General features: G+C 39.9%; 27 protein-coding genes and 1 tRNA gene. 19 read left to right on the forward strand and 9 right to left on the reverse strand.

Annotated features, from left to right (window positions below):
- Positions 1–42: 42 nt before the first annotated feature.
- Positions 43–225, reverse strand: a complete 183-nt coding sequence (rpmG, locus tag ACO1QW_RS08115) for a 50S ribosomal protein L33 (RefSeq protein WP_129132648.1) — start codon at positions 223–225, stop codon at positions 43–45.
- A gap of 24 nt (positions 226–249) precedes the next feature.
- The gene (rpmB, locus tag ACO1QW_RS08120) at positions 250–486 is read right to left on the reverse strand and encodes a 50S ribosomal protein L28 (RefSeq protein ID WP_486257409.1); all 237 of its coding nucleotides are present in this window, start codon (positions 484–486) and stop codon (positions 250–252) included.
- Positions 487–637: 151 nt separating this feature from the next.
- Between rpmB and ACO1QW_RS08125 the strand changes: the two genes are divergently transcribed.
- The 3 genes from ACO1QW_RS08125 to ACO1QW_RS08135 all read left to right on the forward strand — a co-directional run bounded on the left by ACO1QW_RS08125 (position 638) and on the right by ACO1QW_RS08135 (position 4,791).
- The gene (locus ACO1QW_RS08125) at positions 638–1,054 is read left to right on the forward strand and encodes an OsmC family protein (RefSeq protein ID WP_486257411.1); all 417 of its coding nucleotides are present in this window, start codon (positions 638–640) and stop codon (positions 1,052–1,054) included.
- Between the two features lie 57 nt (positions 1,055–1,111).
- Positions 1,112–3,709: a DNA mismatch repair protein MutS gene (gene mutS, locus ACO1QW_RS08130; protein WP_486257413.1), complete on the forward strand. Its 2,598-nt coding sequence runs from the start codon at positions 1,112–1,114 to the stop codon at positions 3,707–3,709.
- 80 nt (positions 3,710–3,789) lie between these two features.
- Complete coding sequence (locus ACO1QW_RS08135) at positions 3,790–4,791, forward strand: helix-turn-helix domain-containing protein (protein WP_486257414.1); 1,002 nt, start codon at positions 3,790–3,792, stop codon at positions 4,789–4,791.
- A gap of 107 nt (positions 4,792–4,898) precedes the next feature.
- Here ACO1QW_RS08135 and ACO1QW_RS08140 read toward each other — a convergent pair.
- Positions 4,899–4,972: transfer RNA gene (locus ACO1QW_RS08140), tRNA-His, on the reverse strand.
- A 101-nt stretch (positions 4,973–5,073) separates the two neighbouring features.
- Here ACO1QW_RS08140 and ACO1QW_RS08145 point away from each other — a divergent pair.
- The 7 genes from ACO1QW_RS08145 (at position 5,074) to ACO1QW_RS08175 (ending at position 12,738) form a co-directional block, all read left to right on the forward strand.
- Positions 5,074–5,679 (forward strand): DUF445 domain-containing protein, encoded by a 606-nt coding sequence (locus tag ACO1QW_RS08145; protein WP_486257416.1) that lies wholly within the window; start codon positions 5,074–5,076, stop codon positions 5,677–5,679.
- Between the two features lie 136 nt (positions 5,680–5,815).
- Positions 5,816–8,443, forward strand: a complete 2,628-nt coding sequence (locus ACO1QW_RS08150; RefSeq protein WP_486257418.1) for a TonB-dependent receptor — start codon at positions 5,816–5,818, stop codon at positions 8,441–8,443.
- 218 nt (positions 8,444–8,661) lie between these two features.
- On the forward strand, positions 8,662–9,339 hold the full coding sequence (locus ACO1QW_RS08155) for an NAD-dependent epimerase/dehydratase family protein (protein ID WP_486257420.1): 678 nt from the start codon (positions 8,662–8,664) through the stop codon (positions 9,337–9,339).
- A 9-nt stretch (positions 9,340–9,348) separates the two neighbouring features.
- Positions 9,349–10,203 (forward strand): endonuclease/exonuclease/phosphatase family protein, encoded by an 855-nt coding sequence (locus ACO1QW_RS08160; protein WP_486257421.1) that lies wholly within the window; start codon positions 9,349–9,351, stop codon positions 10,201–10,203.
- Positions 10,204–10,275: 72 nt separating this feature from the next.
- On the forward strand, positions 10,276–10,977 hold the full coding sequence (locus tag ACO1QW_RS08165; RefSeq protein ID WP_486257423.1) for a RibD family protein: 702 nt from the start codon (positions 10,276–10,278) through the stop codon (positions 10,975–10,977).
- A 13-nt stretch (positions 10,978–10,990) separates the two neighbouring features.
- Entirely contained in the window at positions 10,991–11,461 is a 471-nt protein-coding gene (locus ACO1QW_RS08170; RefSeq protein WP_486257425.1) for a GyrI-like domain-containing protein, read from the forward strand.
- A 209-nt stretch (positions 11,462–11,670) separates the two neighbouring features.
- On the forward strand, positions 11,671–12,738 hold the full coding sequence (locus tag ACO1QW_RS08175; protein ID WP_486257427.1) for a calcium:cation antiporter: 1,068 nt from the start codon (positions 11,671–11,673) through the stop codon (positions 12,736–12,738).
- A gap of 10 nt (positions 12,739–12,748) precedes the next feature.
- Here the strand turns inward: ACO1QW_RS08175 and ACO1QW_RS08180 are convergent, their stop codons facing one another.
- Both ACO1QW_RS08180 and ACO1QW_RS08185 read right to left on the reverse strand, forming a co-directional pair.
- Positions 12,749–12,970 (reverse strand): ferredoxin, encoded by a 222-nt coding sequence (locus ACO1QW_RS08180; protein WP_486257429.1) that lies wholly within the window; start codon positions 12,968–12,970, stop codon positions 12,749–12,751.
- On the reverse strand, positions 12,963–14,207 hold the full coding sequence (locus ACO1QW_RS08185) for a peptidase U32 family protein (protein WP_486257431.1): 1,245 nt from the start codon (positions 14,205–14,207) through the stop codon (positions 12,963–12,965). Before ACO1QW_RS08185 ends, ACO1QW_RS08180 begins: the two co-directional genes overlap by 8 nt.
- A 45-nt stretch (positions 14,208–14,252) precedes the next feature.
- Here ACO1QW_RS08185 and ACO1QW_RS08190 point away from each other — a divergent pair, with 45 nt between their 5' ends.
- The gene (locus ACO1QW_RS08190; RefSeq protein WP_486257432.1) at positions 14,253–14,795 is read left to right on the forward strand and encodes a nuclear transport factor 2 family protein; all 543 of its coding nucleotides are present in this window, start codon (positions 14,253–14,255) and stop codon (positions 14,793–14,795) included.
- Between the two features lie 2 nt (positions 14,796–14,797).
- Here ACO1QW_RS08190 and ACO1QW_RS08195 read toward each other — a convergent pair whose 3' ends face one another.
- Positions 14,798–15,463, reverse strand: a complete 666-nt coding sequence (locus tag ACO1QW_RS08195; protein WP_486257434.1) for a protein-L-isoaspartate(D-aspartate) O-methyltransferase — start codon at positions 15,461–15,463, stop codon at positions 14,798–14,800.
- Positions 15,464–15,574: 111 nt separating this feature from the next.
- Between ACO1QW_RS08195 and ACO1QW_RS08200 the strand changes: the two genes are divergently transcribed.
- Positions 15,575–16,081, forward strand: coding sequence for a hypothetical protein (locus ACO1QW_RS08200; protein WP_486257436.1), 507 nt, complete (start codon positions 15,575–15,577; stop codon positions 16,079–16,081).
- Positions 16,082–16,106: 25 nt separating this feature from the next.
- Here the strand turns inward: ACO1QW_RS08200 and ACO1QW_RS08205 are convergent, their stop codons facing one another.
- Positions 16,107–17,834 carry a phospho-sugar mutase gene (locus tag ACO1QW_RS08205; protein WP_486257438.1) on the reverse strand — a complete coding sequence of 576 codons (1,728 nt, stop codon included), beginning with the start codon at positions 17,832–17,834 and terminating at the stop codon, positions 16,107–16,109.
- Positions 17,835–17,904: 70 nt separating this feature from the next.
- Between ACO1QW_RS08205 and ACO1QW_RS08210 the strand changes: the two genes are divergently transcribed.
- The gene (locus tag ACO1QW_RS08210) at positions 17,905–18,873 is read left to right on the forward strand and encodes a DUF2279 domain-containing protein (protein ID WP_486257439.1); all 969 of its coding nucleotides are present in this window, start codon (positions 17,905–17,907) and stop codon (positions 18,871–18,873) included.
- 5 nt (positions 18,874–18,878) lie between these two features.
- Positions 18,879–19,193 carry a hypothetical protein gene (locus ACO1QW_RS08215; RefSeq protein WP_486257440.1) on the forward strand — a complete coding sequence of 105 codons (315 nt, stop codon included), beginning with the start codon at positions 18,879–18,881 and terminating at the stop codon, positions 19,191–19,193.
- Between the two features lie 87 nt (positions 19,194–19,280).
- Here the strand turns inward: ACO1QW_RS08215 and ACO1QW_RS08220 are convergent, their stop codons facing one another.
- Positions 19,281–19,874, reverse strand: a complete 594-nt coding sequence (locus ACO1QW_RS08220; RefSeq protein WP_486257442.1) for a DUF6702 family protein — start codon at positions 19,872–19,874, stop codon at positions 19,281–19,283.
- 64 nt (positions 19,875–19,938) lie between these two features.
- Between ACO1QW_RS08220 and ACO1QW_RS08225 the strand changes: the two genes are divergently transcribed.
- The 5 genes from ACO1QW_RS08225 to ACO1QW_RS08245 all read left to right on the forward strand — a co-directional run bounded on the left by ACO1QW_RS08225 (position 19,939) and on the right by ACO1QW_RS08245 (position 25,368).
- The gene (locus ACO1QW_RS08225; protein WP_486257444.1) at positions 19,939–20,532 is read left to right on the forward strand and encodes a HupE/UreJ family protein; all 594 of its coding nucleotides are present in this window, start codon (positions 19,939–19,941) and stop codon (positions 20,530–20,532) included.
- Positions 20,533–20,559: 27 nt separating this feature from the next.
- Positions 20,560–22,875, forward strand: a complete 2,316-nt coding sequence (locus ACO1QW_RS08230; RefSeq protein ID WP_486257446.1) for a M1 family metallopeptidase — start codon at positions 20,560–20,562, stop codon at positions 22,873–22,875.
- 162 nt (positions 22,876–23,037) lie between these two features.
- Positions 23,038–23,853, forward strand: a complete 816-nt coding sequence (locus ACO1QW_RS08235; RefSeq protein ID WP_486257448.1) for an alpha/beta hydrolase — start codon at positions 23,038–23,040, stop codon at positions 23,851–23,853.
- Positions 23,850–24,554 carry a hypothetical protein gene (locus tag ACO1QW_RS08240; protein WP_486257450.1) on the forward strand — a complete coding sequence of 235 codons (705 nt, stop codon included), beginning with the start codon at positions 23,850–23,852 and terminating at the stop codon, positions 24,552–24,554. The genes ACO1QW_RS08235 and ACO1QW_RS08240 overlap by 4 nt, the downstream gene beginning before the upstream one ends.
- A 22-nt stretch (positions 24,555–24,576) precedes the next feature.
- Positions 24,577–25,368 carry an aminoglycoside 6-adenylyltransferase gene (locus ACO1QW_RS08245; protein WP_486257452.1) on the forward strand — a complete coding sequence of 264 codons (792 nt, stop codon included), beginning with the start codon at positions 24,577–24,579 and terminating at the stop codon, positions 25,366–25,368.
- Positions 25,369–25,484: 116 nt separating this feature from the next.
- Here the strand turns inward: ACO1QW_RS08245 and ACO1QW_RS08250 are convergent, their stop codons facing one another.
- Positions 25,485–26,894: a TolC family protein gene (locus ACO1QW_RS08250; RefSeq protein WP_486257454.1), complete on the reverse strand. Its 1,410-nt coding sequence runs from the start codon at positions 26,892–26,894 to the stop codon at positions 25,485–25,487.
- Positions 26,895–26,904: the final 10 nt, after the last annotated feature.

Here is a 26,904-nt window from a genome sequence, read left to right on the forward strand (position 1 = left end):
CCCTGCGGATTGTTTGAATAATTCAAATGTGCGTTAAACACATTATTTAATTTCTTTGTGCGTCGTTACTTTTTTAAGAATAGGGTTGAATTTTTTCAACTCCAGACGCTCCGGTGTGTTCTTTTTATTCTTGGTGGTGATGTAACGACTTGTACCAGGCTGACCTGAAGTCTTGTGCTCTGTACATTCGAGGATCACCTGAACACGATTACCTTTCTTTGCCATTTTAGCTCAGTTTAAATATGCTTATTAAATATGTTCTCCTTTTGCTCTCAATTCCTTCACCACGTTGTACAATCCTCTTTTGTTGATTGTACGAATCGCTTCTGTAGAAACTTTAAGTGTTACCCACTTATCTTCTTCAGCCAGGAAGAAACGCTTTGTTTGCAAATTGGGTAAAAAACGACGTTTCGTCTTAATATTTGAGTGCGAAACCTTGTTTCCACCAACCGGCACTTTTCCTGTAAGCTGACAAACTCTAGCCATGATACTAATTTTTTGGACGGCAAAGGTAGGAGAATTCGGCTAAAAAACTGAAATAAAATCTGTTTTTTCTTTACCAGATTTGGCGATCAGCTCAACTTGTGCAAAACTCGGGCATATTTGCATAGGTTTGCAGGCCAAATAACAGAATTTCATGGCAGATCATAAAGTAGTTACCCGTTTTGAAGGGGGAATGCGCTTCAGTAGTAACCTCGATAATCATACCATTATAATAGATACCCCGGAAAACGACGGTGGCACCAATATGGGACCACGTCCTAAAAAACTCATGCTCTCCTCCCTTGCTGGTTGTACGGGTATTGATGTGGTAGGAATGCTCAATAAAATGCGGGTTGAATTCAGCGACTTTAGTATGGATATTGAAGCCGACCTGAGCGAAGATTCTCCTAAAACTTATACCGATGTAAAGATCACTTACATCATTAAAGTGAAGGAAGACGACCAGGAAAAGGTAAAGAAAGCTGTTACCCTATCGAAAGAAAAATACTGCGGCGTAAGTGCCATGTTCAGCCAGTTTGCTGATATGGATTACGAGATACTTTTTCTCTGATAAAAGTCTGAACAATTAATCCCTAACTGAACTGACTGCTTCCTTATTTTTGCCGCCATGGCAAAGGCAGGCTCAGAAACTCCATTGATGCAACAGCACCGGGCGATCAAAGCAAGATACCCCGATGCGATCCTTTTATTTCGTGTTGGCGATTTTTATGAAACTTTCGGACAGGATGCAATCACCACATCACGCATTCTTGGTATAACCTTAACCAAACGGAATAACGGATCAGTTGACAGTAACGAACTGGCTGGGTTTCCTCATCATGCCTTAGATACTTACTTGCATAAACTGGTAAAGGCAGGGCTTCGTGTTGCTATTTGCGATCAGCTGGAAGATCCAAAACAAGCAAAGGGAATTGTAAAACGTGGGGTAACTGAACTACTCTCCCCTGGTACTGCCACCAGTGATAAATTACTAGAACACGACAGCAATAATTTTCTTGCAGCCATTCACGAAGAAAATGAACGGTATGGTTTGGCATTTGCAGATATCAGCACAGGCGAGTTTTTTATTGCAGAAGGCAACAAAGAATATGCTGATAAACTATTGCAGAGTTTAAAGCCTGCCGAAGTTGTTTTTCAACGTAACAAGCAAAAACAATTCAAAGAAAACTTCGGAACCAAGTTCTATACTTACCATTTAGAAGAATGGATTTTTGCAGAAGCATATGCTACAGAATTATTGCTGAAGCATTTTCAAACACATTCACTAAAAGGTTTTGGAATAGAGGAATTAAAACTTGGTTCTATTGCAGCAGGTGCTGTTCTTCATTATTTAAGAGACACAGAACATCCGAACCTCAACCATATCACTTCTATTCAACGTTTGGATGAAGCTGATTATTTGTGGATGGATCGCTTTACCATTCGCAATCTTGAACTGCTGGGCAGCAATGCTGATGGTGGACATTCATTGTTAAAAGTGCTTGATAATACTGTATCGCCCATGGGTGCACGTTTGATGCGCCGCTGGATGTTGTTGCCGTTGAAAGATATGGAACGCATCAATGAACGCTTAGATGCAGTACAATCTTTGATTCTTGAAACTGACCTGCGTAAACAATTGCAATCACTAGTGAAACAAAGTGGTGATGTAGAAAGATTGGTGGCGAAGCTTCCGTTAAAGAAAATTAACCCAAGAGAAATTCTGCACTTGGCAAAAGGCCTGGGCTTTGCAGAAAAAATAAAAGAGCAATGTGCTGCATCCACTAATCCATACTTAAAAAGATTAGGCGACACGATTAACCCTTGTCATTACATTGCTGAAAAAATATTAAACGAGATTGTCGATAATCCTCCCGTGATTATCAGTAAAGGAGATGTAATAAGAGATGGCATTAATAGCGAATTAGATGAACTCCGTCGCATTGCTCATCATGGAAAAGAATATTTAGTTGAAATACAGCAGCGTGAAAGTGAAGCAACAGGCATTCCATCTTTAAAGATAGCTTTCAACAATGTGTTTGGTTATTATCTAGAAGTAACAAATACACACAAGAATAAAGTCCCACCTGAATGGACAAGGAAGCAAACGCTTGCCAACGCTGAACGCTATATCACTCCGGAATTAAAAGAATACGAAGAGAAGATCACCGGCGCTGAAGAAAAAATTCTGAAGATTGAAAGCGAACTGTTTGAAAAAATATTGATCGAGTTACAGGAATACATTGGCCCTATTCAAATAAACGGGCAGGCAATGGCTATTCTCGATTGTCTAAGTTGTTTTGCAGAAAATGCTTTGCAATGTAAATACGTTCGTCCGCAGATGCAGAACGAAGCAACGCTTGAATTGAAAGATGCACGTCATCCAGTAATTGAACGAAATCTGCCGGTGGGTGAATCATACATTTCAAATGATCTTGTGCTTGACAAAGAGGAGCAGCAAATCATTATTCTTACGGGGCCAAACATGAGTGGTAAAAGTGCCTTGCTTCGTCAAACAGGTTTGATCGTTTTGATGGCACACATGGGAAGTTTTGTTCCAGCCACTGCAGCAACAATTCCTTTAACCGATAAAATTTTTACACGTGTTGGTGCCAGCGATAATTTAAGTGGCGGCGAAAGTACCTTCATGGTGGAGATGAATGAAACAGCAAGCATCATCAACAATCTCTCATCACGCAGTTTAATTTTGCTTGATGAGATTGGCCGAGGCACATCAACTTATGATGGCATTTCTATTGCCTGGAGTATTGCAGAATTCCTGCACCAATCCGGTCATCAGCCAAAAACATTATTCGCTACACACTATCATGAATTGAATGAGCTGGAAGAAAAATTTTCCCGCATTAAAAACTACCATGTAACCAATAAAGAAGTTGGCAACAAAATCATCTTCCTGCGAAAACTGGCGCCGGGTGGCAGCACCCACAGCTTTGGTATACATGTTGCGAAAATGGCCGGCATGCCCGTTTCTTTGATTAACCGTGCCAATGAAATTCTTAAACAACTCGAAGAGCAACGCAGCAGCGGCGACATTAAAGAACAATTAAAGCAACTGCCCACGCAAAAAATGCAGTTGAATATTTTTGATATACACTCTCAAACGTTTGATGAAATCAGAACCATGCTCGATGGTATCGACATCAACCGACTTACACCTGTTGAAGCATTATTAAAACTACAGGAAATAAAACAACGGTTGAATTGATGACGGGATTTTGACGTATAAAAAATTATCATATTTCGTTCTACATAAAGTAATATCAGTAAATTGTAGTTTAGCCCCGAATGTATTTTCGTTTTAAACAAAAGAACTTTAAATCCTGGATTCAGGAACTTAGCGAGGATTCCGGCATTAAAGCAAAAAACAATTTGCTCAACTTAACCGAAGCCTTGGGAAATGGTTATTGTTTTTCTGACAGCATTGACCGTACATTTTCTTATGTAATGATGAATGTGGAACTGAACGACGATTGTACTCTTCACCGTGTCAGCAATAATCAGATGGGTCTGTTGATTTATTTTAACCAGACACAGGTGAGCGATTACATCCGTCTCCGTCATAAGAAAGATTCTCTCACCGATAGCCTGAATAAAAACAGAAGCAACATTTTTGTTTCCTCAACCAATACAGAACTGGAAGTGAATTACCGTGCCGGTTCAAAATTGAAGAGGCTGGGTATTTACCTCACTCCCCAATGGATAGCCGATCACTTTGATGCAAATACAAAGCTCCAGGTTGAATTACTTACCAGCCAGGGACTGGAATTAATTGAAAAACTTCCCATTAATCAGGAAATTCAAGAAAAGCTGAACCGCATTTTTGATACAAAATTGACCAGTGAACCCGACAGGCTTGCATTAAAAAGCAGGATCATTCTTTTGCTTGAATATTTTTTCAGCACATACCTTAATGAGTCGTTGGTAATAAAAAACAAGAAGATTATTCCTGATGAAGATATTACCCGTCTCAGAAATATTGAAGAATTGTTATTGAATGAGGAAACAGAAAAATTTCCTTCCATTGTTAAGCTTGCCCGTATTGCCCAAATGAGCAGTACAAAACTGAAACAACGTTTTAAGCAGGTGTATGGTTATCGTTTGTATGAATTTTACAACAAACAACGACTAGAGAAAGCAAGAGAATTAATAACAAAAGGCATTACACCAAAAGAAGCAGGTTACAGCATTGGTTTTAGTGATGTATCAAATTTTACAAAAGCATTTAAAAAAGAATACGGGTATACACCCGGCATATTATTCGAAAAATCGACAAAGACCCCGCAATAATGCAGGGTTTGTTATTTATAGGTATTTGTTAGCAGAGAAAAAGAATTTTAAAAATCGTCCCAACAAAATAAAAATCCCCGCACTTTGTGCAGGGACTATCTAATTTGGGAGATTGAAGGGTTTCGAACCCTCGACCCTCAGAACCACAATCTGATGCTCTAACCAACTGAGCTACAACCTCCGTATTATTGGACTGCAAAAGTAATGGAATTCAGTTTTACAAGCAAATCACTTGGCCATAATTAAAAAAATAAAACGTTCTTTGCAGCCCAATTACAATCTATGAATCTTTGGTTAATCTTAATTCCTGTTATTTCTGCTTTTATTGGTTGGGTTACAAATTGGGTAGCCATCAAAATGCTGTTTCACCCCCGCAACCCGGTAAATGTGCTGGGTATTAAAATACAAGGCATTTTTCCAAAGCGCCAGGAACAGTTTGCCGAAAAGCTGGGCAAACTGGTAAGTAATGAACTTCTCTCCTTCTCCGATATTGAAGCAAAAATCAGCAGCCCCGAAAATGTGAAGAAAATATTGCCCATGGTTGAAACCCATATCGATCATTTTCTCCGGGTGAAGCTGGGCGAAACAATGCCCATGATCAGTATGTTTATTGGTGACAAAACCATTGAAAAACTCAAGGGTACGTTTATGGACGAACTGGAGATTCTTTTCCCGAAAGTAATGAAGGATTACAGCAGCACCCTTAAACAACAACTGGATCTTGAGCATATTGTAACCGAAAAAGTAAAAGCTTTTTCGGGCGATAAACTCGAAGAAATTCTTTACCAGGTGATGGCCAAAGAGTTCAGGTTTGTAGAGATCATTGGTGGCGTGCTTGGTTTTCTCATCGGTATACTTCAGGTGGCTATCACCCTTCTTACGCAATAGTTTCCACTCATCACAAACAAAAAGGGGCTGGCAGAACTTTTGCCGTCTAAAACGGTTAATCAGTCATTTATACTAATTGACAGGTATCATTAACCAATTACGCAGAAATTTGCGCCTCATATTTAAAATGCACGACATGAAGCTGATCTTCAGTTTGTTTTCTTTGCTACTTACTTTATCATTATTTGCACAACCTCCTGGCGGACGTCCGGGCGGTGGTGGTGGACAAATGAACGTTGGTCGTTTTTACGGCAAAATCATTGATACTAAGACCAACAAACCAATCGACGCTGCTTCGGTGCAACTTTATCAAAACAGGGTTGATACTGCTACCAAACAGCGTAAAGATGTATTAGTAACAGGGCAATTAACCCAGGCAAATGGCGATTTTAGCCTTGAGGGTCTTAGCCCAATGGGTAATTATAAATTGTTGATCACCGCTATTGGTTTTAAAACTGTTGAAAGAACAATCAACTTTGGTTTAAAGCCCGGTTTGTCAGGTGAAGAAATGATGAATCTTGTTGATAAGGACCTCGGCAATATTAAACTGGAAGCAGATGTGCAGCAATTAAGCGAAGTAGTTGTAACTGCTGAAAAACCAACATTGCAATTAGGTATCGATCGTAAAATATTTAACGTTGATAAGAACATTGTGTCGCAAGGTGGTACCGGTGTTGATGTAATGCGTAATGTACCAACCGTAAATGTTGATATTGATGGCAACATCACCATGCGTAACAGTGCACCACAAATTTTTGTTGATGGTCGCCCTACTGTTTTAACGCTCGATCAAATTCCTGCTGATGCAATTCAAAGTATTGAATTAATCACTAACCCATCTGCAAAATATGATGCAAGCGGTGGTCAGTCGGCAATCATCAATATTGTGTTGAAGAAAAACCGCCGTGTTGGTTACAGTGGTAGTGTTCGTGTTGGTGTTGATATGCGTGGACGTTTCAATGGCGGTGGCGATCTTAATATTCGCCAGGGCAAAGTAAATTTCTTTGCGAATATTGGTTTAAACCAACGCCGCAGTATTGGTTTTGGTGAAACAGATCGTAACAGTTTTGGCGATAAAATTCCTAATACCTTGTTTACTCGTAACCGTAGCATAAGTGAAGGTATGTTCAACTTTGGTCGTGCAGGTTTTGATTTCCTCATTGATAACAGGAACACCATTACCATTGCAGGCAATTTCGGTGGCGGTAATTTTGATATGCTTAACCAGGATTATATCCGTTACGATTCAGCTTACTCCACTCCAAAAACTATCTGGAGCTATCGTGAAACAGATGGTATGAGTAAATTCAGAAATGCTGGTGCATCTGTAAGCTATAAATACAATTTCCCACGTGCAGGTAAAGAATTTACATTCGATGTAAACTATAACAAGAGCCGCAGTGACAATGATCAGTTCATCAACGATTCAAAATGGTACGATCAAAACTGGACAAACCTTTACCAGAAGCAAACACAATCCATTATCTCTGGAGGTAACAACTCTTTCATTGTTGCCCAAGCCGATTATGCTGACCCCATCAATGAAAATATTAAGTTCGAAGGTGGTGCCCGCACACAAATACGTTACTTCGAAAGCTTTCAACGCAACTCATTTAACGGTGGCCCCGTAAACACTGCATTGAGTAACGATTTTAAATACGTTGATTATGTGCACGCAGCTTATGGTACATTCTCACAAAAGATCAAAAAGGCGAATTTGAATTACCAGGTTGGCTTGCGTGTTGAAAGTTCGAAATATGATGGCGAACAAATTGGCAAACCTGGTCGTTTTCAAAACCAGTTTCCGCTTGCATTGTTCCCAAGTATCTTTTTATCAAAAACATTTGAAGCAAAGCAGGATCTTCAGTTGAACTATAGCCGTCGTATTAACCGTCCTAGCTTTTTCCAGTTATTACCTAATACAGATTACAGCGACATCTTCAACTATCAAACGGGTAACCCTAATTTGAAACCTGAGTTCACCAACTCATTGGAATTAACTTATCAAAAAACATACGGCGAAAAGAACAATACATTCCTCGCCACATTGTTTGGCAAGCAAACCAATAATTTGATTTCACGTTATCTCTACAAAGGAAAACTGGGCGAAAGTTCTGATAGTGCAAATATCAGTACATGGGTAAACGCAAACCGTAGTTATGCTGCTGGTGTTGAATTGGTTTTCCGTAATACCGTTTCAAAATGGTGGGAGATCAATTATAACGTGAACGTTTACTATTCTAAGATTGATGGTTCAGATATTTCACCTGACCTTGCAAACGAACGCACCAGTTATACTGTGAAATTGAATAACTCGTTCCGCTTGGGTAAAGGCTGGAGCATGCAGTTAAGCGGTGATTACAACTCACGTTCGATCCTGCCGGTTTCATCTGGTGGTGGTGGTCGTGGTGGTGGTGGCCGTGGTGGTGGTTTCATGGGCGGCGGTGGCTTTGGTGGTGGTAGCGTTTCTACCACACAAGGTTACATTGATGATAACTATTATGTTGATTTTGGTGTGCGCAAAGAATTTAAAATCAAAAAGAATACTGCGTTTGTATCCTTAAACTGGAGCGACGTATTCAGCACACGACGTAACAATGTATTTTCTCAATCAAGTATTCTCGAGCAATATAGCTGGAGAAGAAGAGACCCCACATTTGTACGTCTTAACTTCAACTACCGTTTTGGTAAGTTTGATGCAACACTCTTCAAACGTAAGAACACACGTAGTGAAGGTGGTGGCGACGAAATGCAGATGCAATAATAAAAGATTGATGATTGATTATACGCTGATCCCCTCCGCAAACGGAGGGGATTTTTTATTGTCTGAACCATGACTTCTACGATTCAAAGATTTATTCCTTACTTGCATAAAAATTTCTTGGGTTAAAAGCAAACCAGGTTTACTATTTTAAAAAAACTAAAGTAAATTAAACTGGCAACCGTTCTTTCTTTCATCAGTTCATTCATAACTTGATCTATATGCAAACAGCCGCAATACCCATGCGTGTAATTGTAACCGGAGCCAGCGGAATGGTTGGAGAAGGTGTATTACACGAATGCCTCAACAGCAATCTTGTAAAAGAAGTTTTGGTATTGGGCCGAAGAAGCTGCGGCACTACGCATCCAAAGATGAAAGAATTACTGCACAGCAATTTTCATGATCTCTCCCCCATTGCAGATCAGTTGAAGGGTTATGATGCCTGTTTCTTTTGTGCAGGTGTTTCATCAGTTGGCAAAAAAGAAGATGACTTTTATCATCTCACTTATACACTTACCATCCATGTAGCTGAAACGTTAGCCAAACAAAACAGTAACATGACCTTTTGTTACGTGTCAGGTGCAGGTACTGATAGCAGTGAAAAAGGACGCTTGATGTGGGCACGTGTAAAAGGTAAAACAGAAAATGATTTAACGAAACTGCCTTTTGCCCAAGTGTACAATTTTCGCCCGGGATTTATCATCGCCATTAAAGGCATGAAGAATACACTTTCGTACTATAAATATTTTTCGTGGTTGATACCTCTTGTTAAAACACTTGCACCAAACATGATCGTACGCTTACAGGATATTGGCCAGGCAATGCTGAAAGCCGCAACAAAAGGTTACAAAAAACAAATACTGGAAGTGAAAGATATTAAGGAACTTGCTGAATCTTAAATCAGCAGCATGAAGAAATTATTTCTTTCCTTTTTTATTATTCTCACTTGTATAAATGCTATAACCGCACAAAATACATTGCGTGTAATGACCTTTAATATAAGGTTGAACACAGCATCGGATAGTTTAAACGCATGGCCTTACCGTAAAGACAATGTAGCATCACAAATCCTCTTTCATAAAATTGAATTATTGGGTGTGCAGGAAGCATTGCATGATCAGATGATGGACCTGCAGCAGCGTTTACCACAGTTTAAATACGTTGGCGGCGGCAGGGACGATGGAAAAACAAAAGGCGAATACTCCTCTATTTTTTACGACAGCACTAAACTGCAATTACTCAGCAGCAACATGTTTTGGTTAAGCGAAACAACAAACGTAGCAGGCAGCAAAGGTTGGGATGCCGCCATTACACGTATTGTAACGTGGGCAAAATTTAAAGACAGACGATCAAATAAAATTTTCTTTGCTTTTAATACTCACTTCGATCATATGGGAAAAATTGCCCGCCGGGAAAGTGCAAAACTGGTGTTGCAAAAAGTAAAAGAAATTGCCGGCTCCACTCCTGCTGTTATCACCGGCGATTTTAATGCTGAACCTACTGACGAACCAATACAAGTGATCGTTGATAAGAACAATCCACTTCACTTAAGCGATAGTAAAGAACTTTCGCAAACACTGCATTACGGACCTACCGGTACCTTCACCGGCTTTCAAAGCAAAGAGCGTAATGATCAACCCATCGACTATATTTTTCTAAAGGGTAACTGGAAAGTATTAAGCCACGCCACTATTTCGCAAACGTGGATGGGCCGTTTTGCAAGCGATCATTTTTCGGTGATGGCAGAATTGTTGATGAAATAGCATTGGTTGGTCGTGCGTCCATCAACTACATCAATCGCCAATAATTTTTTGCACAAATCAAAACAAACACACATGAAGCCATACGTTATTTGCCACATGCTTGGTTCGGTCGACGGACGAATTAAACAAAATATCTGGGGATTGAAAGATCATCATAAATACTTTGAAGAACCTGCTTCGAAGATAAAGGCCGATGCCTGGCTGGTGGGCCGTAAAACTATGCAGGAGTTTTGCAGTAAAAAGAAATACAAGCTTGAAAAAACAAAAGAAAAAATCCCTAAGAAAGATTATGCAGCTCCTAAAATTGCAAAACAATATGCAGTTGTGATCGATCCCTCGGGCAAATGTTTTTGGGATATCAATATGGTTTCTACCGAACAGGTAATTGAAGTGTTAACAGAAGAGGTGGGCAGCAGTTACCTTGCTCATTTGCGCAGTAAAAATGTTTCATACATTTTCGGCGGTAAAAAAGAACTTGACCTTGCATTGGTGCTGAAAAAACTAAACAAGCAGTTTGGTATTAAACGAGTGCGAATTGATGGTGGCGGACATGTAAATGGATCGTTCCTGAAAGCAGGATTAATTGATGAATTCAGTTTGGTGCTTGCACCCTTAGCAGATGGAACCATTGGAGCCCCAACTGTATTTGAAGCTGAAGAAGGTTACGGCAAACGAAAAGCAACTCACTTCACGTTAAAATCGGTGAAGCGTATTTATAAAGATTTTTTGTGGCTGCGGTACACTACTTTGAAAAGTAAAAATGTAAAACGCTGATTCATTTTTACAAATGCTTGAGCCACGTATCATCCAACTACAACCAAAAACGCTTGCTGGCAAACAGCTGCGCATGAGTCTTGTTAACAACAAAACAGGATTATTGTGGCAAAGCTTTATGCAGCAACGCAAGCAACTTGATGCGGTGAATAATCTGCTTTATTCATTACAACTTTACGATGCAGATTATTTTACGGCATTCAACCATGCAAATGAATTTACCAAATGGGCATTAACGGAAGTAAACGATGTAAACAATTTACCGGAAGGCTTTGAAGCATTTTATTTACCCGGTGGTTTGTATGCTGTGTTTCATCACACAGGAAGTGATACGGAAATCTTTCAACAAATATTTACACAATGGTTACCAAAGTCGGGCTATTTGTTAGATAATCGTCCGCATTTTGAATTGCTTGGCGAAAAATACAAGAACAACAGCAACGATTCGGAAGAAGATATTTGGATACCGGTGAAAAATTATTAAACATCATTTCCTTTTTATTCCTCATGGTTTTACAGGTACCATTTCACTGTTGTTGAGGGACCCATTCTCCACGAGAAGTTTACTATTTTTGTAGCCCTTGATCAACCGGTTAGTGTAACGGGATCGTGCTACATTTTTTTTACAGTTGTTTCAGTTGTGCATGAGTGCGCACTGGTTTACAAACAACTTAACTTTTTAAGCGAGATTAAATGAAATTACTTCTTCAGTGGGCAACTATTATTCCTGTGCTTGGATGGATCCTGTTTTTTTCAGGCATGATCGACAACAACGGCATTTTCCAAATAGTTGCAGTTGTTTTATTACTTCTATCTGTAATGTCGGCAGTTCATCACTCTGAAATTATTGCACATCGTGTGGGCGAGCCTTATGGCACCATAATACTTGCCGTTGCTGTAACCATCATTGAAGTATCCATCATTGTATCGCTAATGATGTCGGGCGGTGAAGAAACTGCAGCACTTGCAAGAGATACAGTTTATTCTGCAACTATGCTTATACTAAATGGAATTGTAGGATTAAGCCTTTTTATTGGCGGATTGAAATTTCACGAACAGAGTTTTTCGAAACATTCTGCAACAATAGCCTTGGTATCACTTGTTGCCATCATTGTTCTTACATTGGTATTTCCAACATTTACATCGAGTATTAAAGGACCCTACTACTCTACACCACAATTGATTTTTGTTTCCATTGCCTGCCTCGTGATCTATTCCGTTTTCTTGTTTGCACAAACATCCCGGCACAGGGAATATTTTCTTTCAGAAGGAGAAGAAGAAGAGAATGCCTCAGTGAAGATTAGTAACCCCGTTCTGTTTATCAGTCTTGGTTTTCTTCTTGTGAGTTTAGGTATTGTGGTATTGCTTGCAAAAACCTTATCACCCACTATAGAATCGATTGTTGTGAAACATCATCTTCCAAAAGCATTGGTAGGTGTTGTTATCGCCGCTGTGATCTTGTTGCCAGAAGGCATTGCAGCCATCATTGCCGCAAGAAAAAACCGTTTGCAAACAAGCCTTAATCTTGCATTAGGTTCGGCACTTGCAAGTATCGGTCTTACTATTCCTTGTGTAGCACTTGTAAGCAGGATTACCAATATGAATATCATCCTGGGCCTGGATATTAAATCCATCATCCTGCTTGCATTATCAGTATTTATTGTATTGCTGTCACTGGCAAGTGGCCGTACCAATGTGGTGTATGGTGCGGTGTTGCTGGTAAATCTTATTGCTTTTATTTTCATGATCATACATCCTTAAGAGCAACAGTCTACATCAGTTTAATCACACGCACAGGACATGCAGCAATCAAAGAACGATTCGCTTCGGCAGCATCGTCATTTACATCGAGCAACTGCACATCTTTTTTTGTAACAGCACTAAGCAAAGTTGCTTTGCCATCTTTCTTGCTCATGCGCCAATACAATGGTTGCTGCTGGTAACAGATGCCACAGCCAATACACTTATTGCGATAGTGAACAAGTTTAGGCATGTACTTCCTCCACAATTTTGTACAGCTTATCAGTTGGTAAAACAGTGGTAGCGACAGGCAACGTTAGTTTATCGCCACGACCTGCAATGGATGCGGTGGCTCCGTTTACTGTAAGTGTATGCAACTGTTCTTTTACTGCGCCATGCCTGCGACCGGTAATTAAAATCGTATCACCTGTTTTAAGTGACCCTGTTTCAATATGAAACTCGCCCACTTTAATTTGTGCATAATACTTACTTCCTTTTCCCAAATAAATTTTCTTTTCAGTTGCATTAGAGCCGGGCTTACTCGTCCATTCGCCTGTTGGGTGACCGAGATAATAACCTTCCCAAAAACCACGGTTGTACACCGTTGCTAAACGCTGTTCCCATACTGCAACTTTTTCTTTCGTATATGTTCCTGCTGTAACTGCATCAATCGCTTCACGATAACATTGCGTAACTGTTTGAACATACTCTGCACCTTTGCTTCGTCCTTCTATCTTTAATACATCTACACCTGCATCAATGAGTTGATCGATAACGCCGATTGTACACAAGTCTTTTGGCGACATGATGTATTCATTATCGATCAGCAATTCTTCGCCGGTTTCAACATCGGTTACTTTATACGGTCGTCTGCAGGTTTGCACACATGCTCCACGATTTGCAGAAGCATTTTGCGAATGAAGACTCAAATAACATTTACCGGATACTGCCATACACAACGCACCATGTACAAACACTTCTATCCTTAATAACTCGCCGGATATACCACGGATGTTTTTCCGTTTGATATCACGGGTGATGGCTTTCATTTGCTGCAACGTGAGTTCACGTGCAAGCACCACCACGTCGCTCATGCCTGCAAAAAAATGTACAGCTTCACTGTTGCCCACATTCGCCTGCGTGGAAACATGCAGCGGAATGTTTAGTTCTTTGCATAATTGCATCACGGCAAAATCAGCAGCAATCACTGCATCAATACCGTGTTCCTTTACTTCGTTAAGGATGACACGTAGCAACTGCATGTCATGATCGTACATCACAGTGTTTAGTGTGAGATAAGTTTTGATGTTATGGGCATGACAAAGCGATGCCACTTCTTTGATATCTTCAATTGTAAACCCTTCACTTGAACGGGTGCGCATGTTGAGTTGCTCCACACCAAAATAAATGGCATCGGCACCTGCGTTAATAGCTGACTGTATACAATCGAAGCCTCCTGCAGGAGCCAGCAGTTCTACCTTCTTCTTCATGAACGAACAGTGTTTGTAAAAGCGGCAAAATTAGAAGCTTGGTAAATGACAGCAGAGAAAGTGGAGCTGATTGTGGTCAGTATTTTGCCCGCATTTTCTTACCTTGTTTGGTGGTTCATTTTCTCATCGTACAAAACAATAACCATGAAGTGCAAAACTTTATTCTTCGTGATGATACTTTTCTTTTCCGTCGATTCATTTGCACAAAAAAACGATGAGGCGTTGATCAGAAAACTTGAAGAGAAGGAACGTGAAGCAATCTTAAAATCTGATACAGTAGCTTTATCTGAATTGATGTCGATGAAAATTATCGTGCAGAATCCGGAAAGCGTAATTGTGGGCTTTCAACAAATTATGGAAAGAATCAGGAAAGGAAAGATCAACTATGCCAGTTTTGAACGAAGGATAGATAGCGTCAGCTTTGTAAATGGCATGGCGGTGGTCATGGGTTTAGAAATACTTAAGCCCCAGGCCGATTCACAAAACGCAGGTAAAACGGTAAACAGACGCTTCACTAATATCTGGACAAGAGAAAATGGAACATGGAAACTTACCGTAAGACAGGCAACGATTATTTCCATTAATTGATCCTATTTGCCATTCTGCTTTCCTCCCAACATCGGCACGAAAGAAAATGAATCAAACTCTTCTTCGGTATAAGAACCATCAGCATGTTTGGTCAATCGTTTCATGCGTTGCGAATCACCTTCATCAACAGGTATTACCATCTTAGCGCCTGTTTTCATTTGATCAATAAGCTTCGGAGGAACAAATGGTGCGGCTGCAGTAATAATCACTTTATCAAATGGTGCAAATGTGGGCAGGCCCTCAAACCCATCGCCGTAAAAGAATTTAATGTTGAGATACTTTTTTAAAAAGGGAAAAGAGGCTTTATTAAAATCGAATAATTTTTTCTGCCGTTCAATAGTGTACACTTGTGCATTCATTTCAGCCAGCACACAAGCCTGGTAAGCACTACCTGTACCGATCTCCAATACTTTATCGTAAGGCTTTATTTCCAGCAGCTGGCTTTGATAAGCAACCGTGTAAGGTTGCGAAATAGTTTGTCCTTCACCAATGGGAAATGCACGGTCTTCGTAAGCAATTTCATCGAAGGCAGTGTCTAAAAAATAATGTCGGGGAATATTATTGATGGCTTCCAGCACACGTTCATCTGTAATGCCCTTACTACGCAGGAGATCAACTAATTTTTTGCGTAATCCTTTGTGTCGGTAACTATCTTCAAATCGTCTCATAGCAAGCGCAAGATAAGGAAAGAGGCTGCACACTTGAGGCAAGGAAGAAAATCATATATTTTTGAGTTAAAATCAAAGTAAACGCCCTTAAACACTGCACAATTTTCTACAATGTCAAACGTAAAAGACAATGAGTTAGATAAATATAGAGACATCGTTACTGCCGGAATCGATTACATGATCAAGTGCTATTCAAGTGCTCCGGTTGAAACACAAGATGGAAAACTTGTCAATTTCGCAGAAGAGCTGGGTTCATATTTCTCTGATCTGAAAAGCTACGTTGTACTACTTCACCAGAAAAACAGACTTACTTCATTGAAGAAGGTTTTTAGAGATATTTCTGAGCCAGCAATTGCCTCAAATGACATGAATTATCAGACTTTTATTGAAAACGAAACGGGATATAAAATTGATTTGTTCAATAAATTACTCAGTAAAATTGATACGCTTATAAACACAGGTAAAATTAATACTGATACACAATACCGAAATATAGCTACGTTTATTGATTTTCTTGAATCATTTAATCCTTCTGACAAAGAAAGAATAGAAAAACTCCTAGCATTGAAGTTCGCTTATATGACAAAAAAGAATCCAAGAATCGTCAAAAAAAAATAGCTCACCGATAATAATCAATTCCAATCTACTTCAACTTCATATCCTTGATAATGCCATCTATTCTGTCATTCAAGTTTTGATGTACTGCATCGAAATTTTCTGCTTTATCAAGTGGTGCATGTACACTGAAATAAAATTTGATCTTTGGCTCAGTACCACTTGGCCTTGCAGAAATTTTACTGCCATCGGCCAGAATAAACTGCAACACATTTGATTTTGGCAATGTGATGGTCCACTCCTCACCTGTTTGTACATTCTTTCCTTTCTGCAATTGATAATCGAGCAACTGCACAACTGCTGAACCATTGATTGAAATTGGCGTGTTATCACGATAGCCCTGCATCATTTCAGCGATCTCTGCCTGGCCGTTCATTCCTTTCTTAGTAATAGAAATCAGGCTTTCTTTATAAAAACCATACTGCACATACAGATCGATCATTTTCTGATACAAACTGCGGCCTTTGTTCTTTTCATATGCTGCCATTTCGCAGAGCAAAGCCACAGCACTGATGGCATCTTTATCACGCAGCTGGCTGCCGATCATCAATCCATAACTTTCTTCACCACCAACAATATAATTTTCTGTTGCTTCTTTTTCTTTAATAAGCTCAGCGATCCATTTGAAACCTGTGAGTACGTTGTAACAATTGATATTACTTGCTTTAGCGATCGTGTCAATCATTTCGGTGGTAACAATTGTTTTCACCACCATATCATTGGGTTGATTGATCCCTTTTGCTTTGCGTGCTTCGATCATGTAGTTAAATGCAAGCACAGCAGTTTGGTTACCATTCATAAGCACCCAGTTACCGTTGAGATCTTTAACACCAATGCCAACACGGTCGCTGTCGGGATCAGTACCCAACAAAATATCCGCATCCATTGCTTTGGCTTTATTTAAACCAATGCTCATAGCTTCCGCTTCTTCGGGATTAGGATAAACAACTGTTGGAAAATTTCCGTTTGGTTCTTTTTGTTCATCAACGATAGTTACATTGGTAAAACCAAAGCGTTCCAACACTTGAGGCACCAATGTAATGCCTGTACCATGTATAGATGTGTAAACAATTTTGAGATCATGTTGTGCTTTACATACTTCAGGATATACACTCAAACTTTTGATCATATCCATGTATGCTTCATCAATTTCTTTTCCAATTAAGGTGATATTGTTTTCACCACCACTCCACTTCACATCATCAACACCTGCAATTTTATCTACTTCGATAATTACATTCTTATCATGAGGTGGCACTAACTGGCCGCCATCATTCCAGTAAGCTTTGTACCCATTGTATTCCTTCGGATTGTGTGATGCTGTGCAAACAACACCCCCCTGGCAACCGAGGTGACGAATTGCAAAACTCAACTCCGGTGTTGGACGTAATGCTTCAAACAGATAAACTTTAATTCCGTTTGCACCCATTACATTGGCAACGATCTCTGCAAACAGGCGACTATTATTGCGACTATCGTGACCAACCACACATTTTACATTTCCTTCGCCAAAACTTTTATTGAGATAGTTGGCATAACCCTGCGTGGCCATACCAACCGTGTACTTATTCATACGATTTGTACCAATACCCATGATTCCACGTAAGCCGCCAGTACCAAACTCCAGGTTACGGTAAAATGAATCTGCCAGTTCATCGGGGTTGCCTTGTTGAAGTTGTGTGATCTCGTCTTTCACCGATTGTTCGAAATTACCAGCGAGCCACTTCTGTACATTGGCCTGAATCGTTTCTTGCATACAGTTTGTTTTTTTATGAATTCAAATGTAGGATACTCCTGCTTTTGTTTCAACAGCAATTTCAGAAAGAATGGATATTTTGCCGAGCTTACGTATTTTGCAGCAGCCTATGACAGGTAAGCATTATATCAGCAAGATTATTTTATTGTTTTGTATTGCATCCATCACCATGCAGCAGGCCGCTGCACAGCAATATTTTTTGCCTGCAAGTGATCAATATCGTCCGGATCGTTTACGTAAAGTTGTTTGGACAGAATCGGCTGTGTTTGTGTTAACATCTGTTGGTTTGTATTTTCTCTGGTATAAAAAATTTCCGAAAAGCAAGTTTCACTTTCTGAATGATAATAAAGAATGGCTGCAGATGGATAAGCTGGGCCACGCTACTACAGCTTACAACGTTTCGGTTATGCAGCACGATCTTTTGCGCTGGAGCGGAGTAAAACAAAACCAGGCGATTGTTGGCGGGGCGTTAACATCCCTTGCGTTTTTAAGTATTGTTGAAATGATGGATGCTTTTTCACGTGACTGGGGATTTTCTGGCGGCGATATGATCGCTAATATTTCGGGTGCAGGTTTATTTGCCGCACAGCAATATGGTTGGGGACAACAACGTATTGGTTTGAAATTTTCGGCAAGTTTTTCGCCCTATGCGCAATACAATCCAAAACAATTGGGAAAAAAATGGGCCGAACGATTGATGAAGGATTATAACGGGCAAACCTATTGGTTGTCGGTTAACCTGCGTTCATTTATGAAGACGGAAAGTACTTTTCCCGTTTGGTTGAATGTAGCTGCAGGCATTGGCGCCGATGGCATGATCGGTGCACGACAAAACCCTATAAAAATTAACGGCGATACAATACCTTCGTTTAAACGTACCCGTCAGTTTTATTTGGCGCCAGATGCTGATCTGCACAGGATACGTTCCGCCAACGCTTTGAACGCACCATTATTCCTGCTGCAATATTTTAAAACACCTGCGCCTGCCATTGAGTGGAGAACTGATGGTAAGCTAAAATTGAAACCCTTACAATTCTGATTTGAATGACGATGTATTTATTATACGGCACAATAGCACTGTTCTTTCTGTTTTACCTTTTACGTGGTTTATTAATGGCGGGTTATGAGCACCTTAATGTAAGATATGACAGGCGGGTAAAAGGAGCTTTGATGCGTGATTGGATGAAAAAATTATTGGGGCTTAAACCAATTTCGCAATTCAAGCTAAACCCAAAAAGCATCGACTATAAAAAACATGTGCGGTTCCAGAGACGATCTACTTTTTACTACTATGCAATATGGGCCTGCCTGTTCATCATTCTTTTTTTAGCAGCAAGAATTTATTTAGATGCATTTTGATTTTTTGTTTCACGCAAAGCCGCAGAGAAGCAAAGGCAAAGAAAACTATGATAATATCCCTTTCGCTTGCAGCTTTTTTAAAACAATTTACCAGCTTAATGAAACTTCCTTATTGGGAAATGAGAAACGATAGCTCTTTCGTTCGCCTTTATTCTTAAAGTGAATAATGTTTAACTGGTCTTCTCTGTAACTATACAGCAGATCGTTAAACACCACAGCCGATTTGAACGCAGCGGTATTACTCGAAACAAGATAAACCCACACTGCCTCACCTTCCTGTTCGAAGCCGATCATTTTTAATGCAGCAGCTTTACCATCAAGCTTCAACCGTAAATGTTGTTGCAGGTAATTGTTCAGCAATTGTTCATTTTCCTTTTTTGTAGCTGTATTCAGTACATCAACTTTTCGTTTGTACTCTTTTTTCAATGCTTCTTCAAGGTCATCCGTAAATATTTTGCAGGCAACCTGCACTTCTTTCTCGGCAGGTTTGTATTCAAATTCCGTTACGCTCATGTAGTAAGGGTGGAAAGAAAAAGCTGTAAGGCATAAGGCAAAAGCTATAAGGAAGAAAAGACGAGGTACCACAGACCACGGACCAGCACTGTCTTTCAACTTAAAACTTACAACTGAGAACTGAGAACTTCCCCTCCGCCGCTTATATAATTCTGCCACCATCTTCATATTAAATTTCAAGGTTACAAACTTCTGATTTATTTTCCGACTTCAACCACCGCTACCGTAAAAAATGGGGGATTTTGGGTTTTATTTAAGGGAAGGTTTTTATCATATTACCGATTGGAAAGGTTACGACCATATCCTTTTTGTAATGGCACTTTGTCTTCCTTATTTCCTGCGAGCTACGATAAGCACAGGCTGGAAGCAGGTTTTATTGTTGATCACGGCGTTTACACTCGGTCATAGCATCACATTAGCATTGAGTGTTTATGATAAAATTCTGATCTCCAGTTCATGGGTTGAATTCCTGATTCCCATCACCATCATCATTACAGCGATGGAAAATTTGGTCCGCAATAATGATCAGCCAAAACAAACGAAATTTCGTTATGTGCTGGCATTGTTGTTTGGTTTGATACATGGACTTGGTTTCAGCAATTACCTGAAAAGTATGATGGGAAAAAACGAGAATATCATTTCGCAGTTACTTGCGTTCAACCTAGGGCTTGAACTTGGTCAGTTGTTGATCGTACTTGCAGTGTTGTTGGTTTCCTTCATCTTTGTGCGACTATTGAATGTAAAACATAGAGAATGGACAGTGTTTATCAGCGGTAGCATTTTTGGCATTTCATTTATTATGGCGCTCGAGCGCTTACCTTTTTAAAAAGCAAAAAAAATCTGAACTATGCACATGCGTTTTTTACTTGGTTGTTTATTACTCACTGTAGTGGGTATGGCACAACCTCCCCAGAGTAATCCCGGCAGTAATCACGGCAACCGCTTTGAGCAATTGGGATACCTGTTACAAAGTCCTAATGAATATCGTACGGCCAGTGGTGCGCCCGGCCCGAAGTACTGGCAACAAAAAGCAGATTATGACATTAGTGTTGAGCTGGATGAAGCAAATCTTCGTTTGACCGGCACGGAAACCATTACGTATTTCAACAACTCTCCTGATCAGTTGACTTACCTGTGGTTGCAGGTTGATGGAAATATTCATCATCCCGATCATGATTATCTCCGTAACGGTCGTAACCGTATGGAAGCAACCATGAGCAATACCCAACTGGTGAATATTGAAAAATGGCGTGTGGCAAAAGAAAATGACCTGGGTGTAAAGATCACTAAGCTTACTGATGCTTCAGGCAATGCATTGAAGTATACCATCAACCAAACAATGATGCGTGTTGATTTGCCAACAGCGTTAAAACCCGGACAAAAATTTGTTTTCAAGATTGACTGGAATTATAAAATTCCTGATCGTGGTGTTTGGGGCAGCCGCGGTGGTTATGAACTGTTTCCTGAAGATGGAAATGCAGTGTTCACCATGAGTCAATTCTACCCACGCCTTGCTGTGTACAGTGATTTCCAGGGATGGCAGAACACACAATTCAGTGGTGGTGCAGAGTTTGCTTTAACGTTCGGCAACTTTAAAGTAAAAATGACGGTGCCTGGTGATTTTGTTGTAGCAGCAACAGGCGAATGCCAGAACTACAAACAACTTTTAACAGCTGCACAATTGCAACGCTGGCAACAGGCACAATCTGCAAAAGATGTGGTGGAAGTTGTTACACTTGCTGAAGCAACAGCAAATGAGAAAGATAAATCAACCGATAAAAAAACATGGATCTATTCTGCTGAAAACGTTCGTGATTTTGCATGGGGTGCCAGCCGCAAGTTTGTATGGGATGCTATGCCAACTCATGTTGAAGGCAAGAAGATCATGAGTATGAGTTATTATCCAAAAGAAGCGTATGCATTGTACCGTAAGTATTCTACTAAGGTAACTGCACATACCTTGAAGATCTATAGCAAACACACCATTCCTTATCCTTACCCTGTTGCTATTTCAGTTGAAGCATCGCAGGGCATGGAATATCCGATGATCGCTTTTAACTATGGCCGCACAGAAAAAGACGGTACGTACAGCGAAGCAACTAAATACGGAATGATCGGTGTGGTAATTCATGAAGTAGGCCACAACTTCTTTCCAATGATTGTTAACAGCGATGAAAGACAATATTGGTGGATGGATGAAGGATTAAATACGTTTACTCAATTCTTAACTGAAGGTGAGTTTGATAACAACTATCCTTCTCGTCGTGGTCCTGCACATTTGATCACTGATTATATGAAGTTGCCAAAAGATCAATTGGAACCGATCATGACAATGGGCGATAACGTAGCGCAGGTAGGTTCAAATGCTTATGCAAAAGCAGCAACCGGTTTAAACATTTTGCGTGAAACAGTAATGGGTCGTGAGTTATTCGATTATTCTTTCCGTGAGTATGCACGTCGCTGGGCGTTCAAACATCCAACGCCTGCTGATCTTTTCCGCACCATGGAAGACGCAAGTGCGATTGATCTTGATTGGTTCTGGAGAGGTTGGTATTATGGTACAGAACCTGTTGATATTTCACTCGACGAAGTACGTTGGTTTAAGATGAGTGATGCATCGAATGCAGCAGCATTTCAGCAAAAACAATTTGATGCTGTGCATAAGATCCGCAATAAAGAAGATAAAAGCATTGTGTATGCAACCGATGCTGATACAAGTTTGCGTGATTATTATTATTTCAATCCTGGTGCCGATGCCAAATTTACACAACAGCAAACAGAAGCTGCAATTACGCCTGATACAGAAAATAAAAGTAAATGGGCGAATAAGAATTTCTATGAATTGAGCTTCACCAACAAAGGCGGTATGTTAATGCCGGTGATTGTTGAATGGACCTACAAAGATGGAAGTAAAGAAGTTGATCGTGTTCCTGTAAGTGTTTGGAAATTGAATGAAAATAAGTTTACCAAAGTATTCATCAAGGATAAAGAAGTAGCTGCTATTCGTATTGATCCAATGCGTGAAACTGCTGATATTGATGAAAGCAATAACTTATGGCCGGTAAAAGAAATGCCATCGAAGTTTAACCTGTTCCGCCAGGGCAGTGGACCTGCACGTGGTGCAAGCACAGGTGGTAATTCAATGCAGAGAGAACAGAAGAAGAATTAAAACTGATATTCCTGAAGCAAAGGCGACAGTTGTGCAACTGTCGCCTTTTTTTGTCATTTCGACGAACGAGAAATCTGTTGGGCCTTGCTATGCAGTTGAGCAGATCCCTCGTGCCTCGGGATGACAGCTATTTTGTGCAGCAGAAATATTTATCTTCAACACATGAAACGATTAACTTCTCTCCTCCCTTTCTTATTCATTTCATTTCATCTCATAGCTGCCAAAGTTGATACAGTGACAGTCTTCAGCAACAGCATGCAGAAAGAAATTAAATGCGTGGTGATCACACCGAAGAATTACAAGAAAAGTAAAGAACGTTTTCCGGTTGTTTACCTCCTGCATGGTTACAGTGGTAATTATGGCGGTTGGATCAAAGAAGCACCACAACTTGCACAAAAAGCAGATGAGTTGCAGCTGATGATCGTATGTGCCGATGGTGGTTTCTATAGTTGGTATTATGATAGCCCGATAGACCCGAAGATGAAATATGAAACTTTTGTGAGCAAAGAGTTGGTGAAATATATCGATACGCATTACAAAACCATTGCTGATAAAAAAGGACGAGCCATAACCGGTTTAAGTATGGGCGGACATGGCGCCCTCTATCTTGCAGTGCGTAATAAAGAAGTGTATTCGCAGGCAGGTTCAATGGCTGGCGGTGTTGATATTCGCCCCTTCCCCAACAACTGGCAGATAAAACAAGTGCTGGGCGATATTACAAGCAACAAAGAGAATTGGGATAATTATACTGTCATTAATCAAATTGACACATTGAAGAACGGCGAGCTGAATCTTATCATTGATTGCGGTCTAGGCGATTTCTTTTTAGATGTGAATCGTAATCTTCATCAAAAACTTTTAAGCTTAAAAATTAATCATGATTATACTGAAAGGCCCGGTGTACACAATAGTGCTTATTGGGGAAGTGCTGTTGATTATCATTTGTTGTTTTTTAAGAAGGGGCTTGGGAAGAAGTGATAAAAGCTATTACTTATTTTATAAAAACACCATTTGCTATGGGCTTAGGAAGAAATGAGTTTTTAAGATTGATGACATTGGCTTTGTCTGGGCTAGTTGTTGATCCATTAAAAGCTGTTGTTACCAATAACAACTTTTACATCAATAAGAAACTAGGCGTTTTATTTCAAAAACCAGCTTCATGGGGTTTTATACATGTGAAAGATTTTGGCAGACTAAAAGATCAACAAATTCTTGGTAATGGCTGGAATGAATTGAAAGAAGATGTTTGGAAAGACTTAGGCGATCCTATTTGCTTAGCTACAAAATATTTCGAAGATAAGCCCAAGTACAGAGGTATATTTTCTCCAACCATAACATTACAGGTTACTCCAGTAGCTGAATTAGAAGATTGCGGTTATGAAAGCTTTGAGGAGTTGATAGCAATGTCTGAATACGGCATATCGCAAATTCTAAAAGACTTTAAGGTGTTGAAACGATATGACCCTTACAATATATCAGGAAGCAAGTTTTATGAATTTGATTCACAATACATGTTTGAACACGTTGAGATGAAGGAACCGGTTCTGGTGGAATTAAAAACGTTAAAGACCGAGCATAATGGTTTCTATTACGACTTCAATTGTCATCAGTCAATTTCCCAAAATCAAACAGCACATAGTGAGTTTGAAGAATTTAAGAAATCAATCAAACTAATTTAACATTATACCACAATCATCACCTATGCTTCAACAGGCTTTTGCTGCACATGCAGCCATAATTGCAGAAGATGACCCCTTCGTACAAGGATTAGCAGTTGCCGGCTCCTGGCTTACACAGGAACTAGACGAATTTTCTGATCTTGATCTTATTCTCATCACCAATACTAAAGTGGGTGGCAATAAAGAACAGATGATGGCTTATGCCAATAAGTTTGGCAACTTGTTGAATGCATTCACCGGTGAGCATGTAGGTGAGCCACGTTTACTCATTTGTTTGTACAACGATCCGCTTTTGCATGTCGATATTAAATTCATTACAGCAGATGAACTGAAAACAAGAGTTGAAAATCCGGTGTTATTGTTCGACAGGGATGGAAGTTTACAGCAGATCATTGATTCTACTTCGTATCAATTCCCCCACCCCGATCATCAATGGATCGAAGACCGTTTCTGGACATGGGTTCATTATGCTTTGCTGAAGATCGGTCGTGGTGAATACATGGAAGCACATGATTTTCTTGCGTTCCTGCGTATGGTTGTATTTGGGCCTTTGCTGCATATCAAGAACAACAATTTACCAAGAGGTGTGCGTAAAGTGGAAACAACTATTGCTGCAGAAGATTTCAATCAACTACAACAAACATTAGCCATTAATAAAAAAGCATCTTTACTTGCTGCATTAGATCAGTCTGTTCAACTATACCGTTCGTTGCGTAACGATTTATTTACTACAGAGACAAAATTGAAACAGCAAACAGAAGAAGCGGTGATGAATTATTTTATAGAGTTGAAGAAAAAAATACACCAACACTGAGAAAAAGAGATAGAGAGATTAACGCAGAGTCTTGACTATCTCTGCGAGAACTCGATTTCCTTCTTTCTCTGCGGTAAAGACGTATTTCGTCCGGCGAGGGTGTCTGACGTGGCGTGTTACTGTAACAAACCTGTAGCCCAGTTTAAAGCCGCAAATGCCTGGTAAAATTTCACTTTCAGTTCAAGTAATTTTTGTTTTGCTTCCAGCACTTTTGTTTCACGTGAGTTGAGTAGAAACAAGGTTGTTTCACCCAATGAAAATTTCAGTTGCTCGGCTTCAAAAAGACGTACATAATTACGATACGCATTTTCGTAAATAGAAATCTGCTTTTGCAGGTTCAGCACTTCGTTGTAATGAAAACGAACTTTGTTCTCCAGGTTCAGTTCAGTAAAACTGCGGTCAAGTTCAGTTGACTTTATCTTAATTCTTGCAGCACGGTAATCACCAATGCCACTTCGGTTAGGAATCGGAATAATGGCATTCACTCCAAACTTGTAATTATTTTCAAAGAAATTTACATTGAATGAATTAGCCACATTGTATCCTTTCTGCAGAAAATTATATTTCAAATCCAGCTTTGGTAACAGGCTTTGAAATTTTAATCTGCGTTCCACTTCCAGCGATTGTAATTTAAAATCGATCTGCTGCAACTTCGGATGATTGGTAACTGTTTGTGTAAGCCAGCTGCTGAGTTGATCTACTTTAAAATTTGTAAATGATTGGGCGGTCCATAAGCTGTCGGGTATTACACGTTCATTTAAGTAAACAGGCTTGTTTCCTTCTAACCATAAAAAAGTTGACAGTTCCAATGTTGACTTTCTGAATTTCAACCATGCTTCTTCACGTTGCTGTTGAAAGTTCTGCAACTGGGCCAGCGCTTCGGTGGTATCAACCGCTGCACGGTCGCCCTGCTGGAAGGATATACGCACCAGTTCATATCTTGCTTCGTTCAAAAAAATCGTTGTATCAAGCATCTGCAGCAGTTGGTAATCCCGTGCCCAGTTCCAATAGGCTTTGTAGGCGTCAAACAACAGATCGTTGATAACAGTGCGCCGTTCAAATTCTGATTGCTGTGTAAACAGTTTGCCTTGTTGCAAGGCAGCACGGCGTTTGTCTAAGATCAGATCTTTCAATAACGGCAAACTGATACCTGCATAACTGGTACGGCTGGCCGAAACTTCAGGGTTAATAAAATCACCAAAATTATTTTCAAGTCCTGCATACAATTCTACTCCAAACCATGTAGGTATCCCTAACTCTGCATTGGTGTAATTGTAATAGTTTTTCCCATCAAATGTTTTTTGATCGTTGTTCAAAAAAACAACGGGATCAAAGTTTCCACGAATGGAGAGTAGTTGCGCCCTTGCAGCATCTACCAGTAAACCCGCCTGTTTTGCAACCGGGTGATGCTGCTTTACGATCGCAATAAATTCATCTTCTGCAAGCACACGCAATGTGTCCTGTGCACCCAATGGCATGCACGCAACCGTAAACAAAATCAATAAACTCAAAATTCCTTTCTTCATCATGTATCTT

This window comes from Lacibacter sp. (assembly GCF_057361365.1).